The organism is Sporosarcina sp. P17b, assembly GCF_002743115.1.
In the GTDB taxonomy this organism is placed as follows: Bacteria; Bacillota; Bacilli; order Bacillales_A; family Planococcaceae; genus Sporosarcina; species Sporosarcina ureae_C.
In genome coordinates, this window is sequence record NZ_PDYP01000003.1 from 350671 (window position 1) to 356714 (window position 6044).

A 6044-nucleotide genomic window follows, 5' to 3' on the forward strand; every position below is an offset into this window, starting at 1 on the left:
AGGTGAACACCTTGGCAATTGAAGATAAGGACATACAGACCGATTATGATGCAGGTCAGATACAAGTATTGGAAGGCCTTGAAGCTGTCCGCAAACGTCCCGGTATGTATATTGGGACTACAAGTGCAAAAGGACTTCATCATCTTGTATGGGAAATTGTAGATAACAGTATTGACGAAGCTCTCGCTGGGTACTGTGATCACATCGAAGTAACCATAGAAAAGGATAACTGGATTCGTGTAGCTGATAATGGCCGCGGGATTCCAGTAGGCATTCAAGAGTCAACAGGCAGACCCGCAGTTGAGGTCATCATGACTGTATTACACGCTGGTGGTAAGTTTGGCGGCGGTGGATATAAAGTTTCTGGTGGTCTACACGGCGTAGGATCTTCAGTTGTCAATGCTTTGTCAGAGAAGACGGAAGTCTATGTTAAGCGTGATAATAAACTATACGCAATTGAGTTTTCTAGAGGACCCGTCTCAAAAGAACTTGAAGTCATTGGAGAATCGGATGAAACCGGTACTACAATTCGATTCAAGGCGGATTCTGAAATCTTTACGGAAACAACGGAATATGAGTACAGCATATTGGCAACACGTTTACGTGAACTTGCCTATCTAAATCGTGGCTTACGCATTACCATTGCGGATGAGCGCGGTGAAGAAACGGTATCAGAACTGTTTCACTACGAAGGCGGAATCAAATCATACGTCCAGCATTTGAACGTAAATAAAGAACCGATTTTTGAAGATCCAATTTATACCGAAGGCGAACGTGATGGGATTACTGTTGAAGTGGCTATGCAATACAACAGTGGCTACGGAGAAAACCTATTGTCATTTGCGAATAACATCCATACGTATGAAGGCGGTACACACGAGCAAGGCTTCAAAACTGCATTGACTCGAGTGATTAACGACTATGCACGTAAAAACGGCTTATTGAAAGAGTCAGAAGATAATCTGACAGGGGATGATGTGCGTGAAGGACTAACGGCTATCGTATCCATTAAGCACCCTGATCCTCAATTCGAAGGTCAAACAAAAACGAAATTAGGTAACTCAGAAGTTAGCACGATTACGAATTCACTATTTTCCGAAGCACTGCAACGTTTCTTAATTGAAAATCCAGTGGTAGCGCGTCAAGTAGTGGGTAAGAGTACGATGGCAGCAAGAGCACGTATGGCCGCTAAAAACGCTCGTGAATTGACTCGTCGCAAATCGGCGTTGGAAATCTCGAGTTTGCCGGGTAAACTTTCAGATTGTTCTTCAAGAGATCCAGCTATCAGTGAATTGTATATCGTTGAGGGTGACTCAGCTGGAGGATCTGCAAAAAATGGTCGTGACCGTCACTTCCAAGCGATCTTGCCATTACGAGGGAAAATCCTCAACGTAGAAAAAGCACGTTTGGACCGTATCCTAGGGAACGCAGAGATTCGTATGATCATTACGGCACTCGGTACAGGAATCGGACCTGAATTCAACTTAGATAAAGCCCGTTACCACAAGCTTGTCATTATGACAGATGCTGACGTGGATGGAGCCCACATCCGGACGTTATTATTAACCTTCTTCTTCCGTTTCATGCGTCCGTTGATCGAGGCAGGCTATGTGTACATTGCACAGCCACCGCTTTACCGTGTGCGCGCAGGGAAAAAGGAAGAGTATTGTTATGACGAAGAGGCTTTGCAAGAAATCTTGAGCAGAATGCCAGCTTCACCGAAACCAGACATTACACGATACAAAGGTCTAGGTGAGATGAATCCAGAACAGCTATGGGAAACAACAATGGATCCTGAAAAGCGTACGTTCTTGCAAGTTCGTATGGACGATGCAATAGAAGCCAATGCAACATTTGAAGAACTAATGGGTGACGAAGTAGAGCCACGCAGAAAATTCATTGAAGACAATGCAGTTTTTGCACAAAATATCGATACTTGATTGATTGTGAATGAATTAGCATCGATCAAAATTATAGATATAAGTGGTGAAAGGAGCTTGACAACATGGCAGATTTGCCAAAAGGCGGAGTGCAGGAAATAAATATTAATACAGAGATGAGAACATCATTTCTGAACTATGCGATGAGTGTTATTGTTTCCCGTGCGCTTCCAGACGTTCGTGATGGTTTGAAACCCGTACATCGCCGTATCTTGTATGCTATGCATGATCTCGGCATTACCGCGGAAAAGCCACATAAAAAGTCCGCACGTATTGTAGGAGACGTTATTGGTAAGTATCACCCACACGGTGATAGTGCAGTATATGACACAATGGTACGGATGGCGCAAGACTTCAGTTATCGCTACATGCTAGTCGACGGACACGGAAACTTTGGATCTGTGGATGGGGACGGTGCAGCTGCAATGCGTTATACGGAGTCTCGTATGTCTCGTATAGCAATGGAATTATTACGCGATCTCAATAAAAATACAGTTGATTTCCAAGCAAACTATGACGAGCAGGAAAAAGAGCCTGCCGTCTTACCAGGCCGTTATCCAAACTTACTAGTAAACGGTACATCTGGGATTGCGGTAGGAATGGCGACAAATATTCCTCCCCATCACTTAGGGGAAACGATCGATGCTGTACTCGCCTTGGCAGAGAACAGTGCGATTACAACTGAGGAACTGATGGAAATCATTCCAGGACCGGATTTCCCAACGGGCGGTATGATCCTTGGACGTAGTGGAATTCGTCGAGCTTACGAAACAGGCCGTGGTTCCCTAATTATCCGAGGAAAGGCAGAAATCGAAACGGCTGCAAACGGTCGTGAAACAATTATCGTCAATGAAATACCATTCCAAGTAAACAAAGCAAAGTTAATCGAAAAGATTGCGGAGCTTGTGCGCGATAAGAAGATTGAAGGCATTACGCACTTGGCAGATGAATCTGACCGCACAGGAATGCGAATTGTTATTGAAGTACGACGCGATGCCAATGCTAACGTTTTATTGAATAACCTGTATAAACAAACTGCCTTGCAGACTAGTTTTGGTATCAATATGTTGGCACTTGTAGACAAGCAACCAAAAGTGTTGCCATTGAAAGAAATTCTATACCACTACTTAGAACACCAGAAAGTGGTCATCCGTCGCCGTACACAATTTGATTTGAATAAAGCAGAAGACCGTGCGCATATCTTAGAAGGATTACGTATAGCTCTTGATCATATCGACCGCATTATTGCATTGATCCGTGCGTCTAAGACGACAGGGGAAGCTAAGGCAAGCTTGATGGAGACATTCGAGTTATCCGATCGTCAATCACAAGCTATTCTCGATATGCGTCTACAACGCCTAACTGGATTGGAAAGAGATAAGATTGAGTCTGAGTACCAGGAGTTGCTGACACTTATTGCCGAATTGCGTGCGATTTTGGCGGATGAAGTAAAATTAATTGAAATTATCCGTGAAGAATTGACTGAAATTAAAGAGCGTTTTTCTGACGAACGTCGAACAGAGATTATGCTTGGCGGTTCTGAAATGCTTGAAGATGAGGATTTAATTCCCGTGGAAAACTCCATTGTGACATTAACTCATCAAGGATATATTAAACGTCTACCAGCCAATACGTATCGCAGTCAGAAACGTGGCGGTCGTGGAATTCAAGGTATGGGCACGAATGAAGATGACTTTGTAGAGCACTTGTTAAATACATCTACGCATGACACGATTTTACTGTTTACGAGCAGAGGCCGTGTATTCCGTAAAAAAGGCTATGAAGTTCCTGAATACAGCCGTACTGCCAAAGGCTTGCCGATTATTAATTTGCTAGACTTCCAAAAAGGTGAAAAGGTTACGGCCATGATCCCAATTGATGAGTTTACTGAAGATCATTACTTGTTCTTCTCGACAAAACAAGGTGTTATTAAACGAACGTCGATTATGGACTATGCCAATATTCGTGCGAACGGCTTAATTGCACTAGGATTGCGTGAAGAAGATGAATTGATATCCGTTAGATCTACTGATGGAACGTCAGATATTGCGATCTGTACAAAACAAGGTATGATGATTCGTTTTGACGAAGAAACTATCCGTCCGCTCGGCAGAACTGCCGCGGGTGTACGTGGTATCAGATTGCGTCTCGAGGATGAAGTAATTGGCATGGACATTGTAGATGCTGGAGACGACATCCTTGTAGTTACTGAGAAGGGGTATGGTAAACGTACGCCTGAAAGTGAGTACCGATCCCAATCACGTGGCGGTTATGGACTAAAAACTATGCATATGACAGATCGAAATGGCGGTATTGTCGCGATGAAGTCGGTTAACGGAGAAGAAGATTTAATGTTAATTACGATTCACGGGATTTTAATCCGTATGTCGATCGGTGATATTTCTATATTTGGTCGATCTACACAAGGGGTACGACTTATTCGCTTGGCTGATGATGAACGAGTAGCAACAGTCGCAAAGGTGGAAAAAGACGATGACCTCGAAGAAGAGATTGAGGAAGAGCTTGACGATCAAGTGGAAACATCTGAACAGGTATTGCCAGAGACGGAAATAGATACTGAACTAGATTCAGAAGAATAAGCAAAAGTTATTGGAGAGGTAAATTAAACCTCTCCAATAACTTTTTTGCTTTCAATAGGAAAATTTGCTCAGACATCTATCCATATAATTGAGAATATTATATGATAATAGATAGAGCGAACAAGAAATCAGGTGAAAACGTTGGATATTTACAAAGAGGTAAGTGAATTGAGGCCCGGTAGTTTTCTAAAAGAGGATCTGTATGTCAATACGAAAAACCCGATTATGGTCAAAGACACGAAGTTAATGCTAGAGCATTTCGAGATTCTTCATTCATTTGGTATTACCCGCGTTTTGGTTGAATCAAAGGCACTTAGTAAAACAGACCAAGGACCTGTAGAGCAAATAACGGAAGTAAAAATAACACCAGAAGTTGAAAAGCTGATGAATCAAAGTGCCCCTCCAAAGTCGAGGTCATTGGAAACATTATATGACGAGGCAGTAGAATCATATAGAAAAGAATTTATTAATTATAGATCAGGTAAGAAACTAGACGTCGCGGCAGTGCGAACAATTGTTTTACCGGTAATTCAAGCGTTTTTGGAAAAAAAGGAATACGTTAGAAGACTAAATGAGTTTTCCTCCATGCAAAACTATCGCGCACATCATTCTATTAGTGTAGGGATTCTAGCAGCATTAATAAGTGATGCTATGGGGTACCCAAGAGGACAAGTACTACAAATTGGTATAGCTGGCGTATTAGCGGATAGCGGTATGGCTAAAGTAGATGAGAAAATCATTGATAAAGTCGCGTTCCTAACAGGCGAGGAATTGAATGAAGTAAAGAAACATGTGATTCACAGTTTCCAAATGGTTAACGACTCTTCATTAGTACGACAGGAAATGAAAGTAGCAATTCTCCAGCATCATGAGCGTTTCGATGGCAGTGGTTATCCGAGAGGGCTGAAAGGACAAGAGATTACGGAAATCTCCCAAATACTTTCAGTGGCGGATGTATACCATGCGATGGTGTCGGAAAGACCGTACAGACAAAAGGAAAGTTCTTTCAAAGTAATTGAGTTGATGAGGGAAGAGGAATTTGGCAAGTTTGATATGAAGGTAATTGAAGTATTACACGAACTGATCAATAAGCTTTCAATTGGAACCAGATTAAAACTAACGACCAATGAGATAGCCGAAGTTATTTATTTACACCGAGACTTCCCATTGCGTCCTATAGTGAAGATTTTAGATACAGGCATCCATATTGACTTATCATCTAACAGAAAAATATCCATCGTTAAGGTCTTTTAATACATCAAACCCTAAATAAAGATACAACTACAAACAACTAAAGAGAATATGAAGTCTTTAAATCACCATTGCATAAGTGATTTGTATCTTTCTTTCATTGTAGGTACGCGGTTTCACCATTCTTTTTTAAAAGAATGGTGAAAAAGCTTGCATTCCTTTAAACACGGTGGTATATTTATAAGCGTCGCATTGAGCAGTTGCGAAAACATCAAACTTAATAAAGAAAAACATTTTAAGTGAAAGTGTTGAC

3 protein-coding genes are annotated in these 6044 nt (G+C 41.8%); all 3 read left to right on the forward strand.

All coding sequences use genetic code 11. The features are described 5' to 3' along the window. Positions 1-11: 11 nt before the first annotated feature. The 3 genes from gyrB to CSV76_RS05765 all read left to right on the forward strand — a co-directional run bounded on the left by gyrB (position 12) and on the right by CSV76_RS05765 (position 5794). Complete coding sequence (gene gyrB, locus CSV76_RS05755; protein ID WP_085427704.1) at positions 12-1940, forward strand: DNA topoisomerase (ATP-hydrolyzing) subunit B; 1929 nt, start codon at positions 12-14, stop codon at positions 1938-1940. A 65-nt stretch (positions 1941-2005) separates the two neighbouring features. After that, entirely contained in the window at positions 2006-4540 is a 2535-nt protein-coding gene (gene gyrA, locus CSV76_RS05760) for a DNA gyrase subunit A (RefSeq protein ID WP_099624943.1), read from the forward strand. 141 nt (positions 4541-4681) lie between these two features. Further along, positions 4682-5794, forward strand: a complete 1113-nt coding sequence (locus CSV76_RS05765) for an HD-GYP domain-containing protein (protein ID WP_143560346.1) — start codon at positions 4682-4684, stop codon at positions 5792-5794. Positions 5795-6044 lie beyond the last annotated feature (250 nt).

Excerpts from the sequence above, each read along its gene's own strand:
- gyrA (WP_099624943.1), top strand. The coding sequence starts at position 2,006 with ATGGCAGATTTGCCAAAAGGCGGAGTGCAGGAAATAAATATTAATACA.